This is a genomic window from Staphylococcus canis, assembly GCF_016238445.1.
In the GTDB taxonomy this organism is placed as follows: Bacteria; Bacillota; Bacilli; order Staphylococcales; family Staphylococcaceae; genus Staphylococcus; species Staphylococcus canis.
On record NZ_JABANU010000112.1, the window covers coordinates 1 to 255 of the forward strand.

A 255-nucleotide genomic window follows, 5' to 3' on the forward strand; every position below is an offset into this window, starting at 1 on the left:
AATCGATCAATAATAATATCGGCATTAGGGAATAAAGATTCAATTAACGATATATAAGGTGTAAACATATCTACAGAGACTGTTTTCACTTTTTTACGTTGTCGTTTAGAAAATCTTAAAAAATATTATTCGAGTTTATGTTTACGACGGTCTGGTAAGATATCGATGATATCGTGTGTAATACCATCACAGTAAATAAAGCTCATAGCACTGTCTACATCACTTGTTGACTTGAATTCATCAAATGATAAATGA

Annotated in this window: 1 pseudogene; it reads right to left on the reverse strand. The window is 30.2% G+C overall.

From position 1 onward, the window contains the following. Nucleotides 1–255, reverse strand: a pseudogene (locus tag HHH54_RS11710) (transposase); the annotation flags it as partial.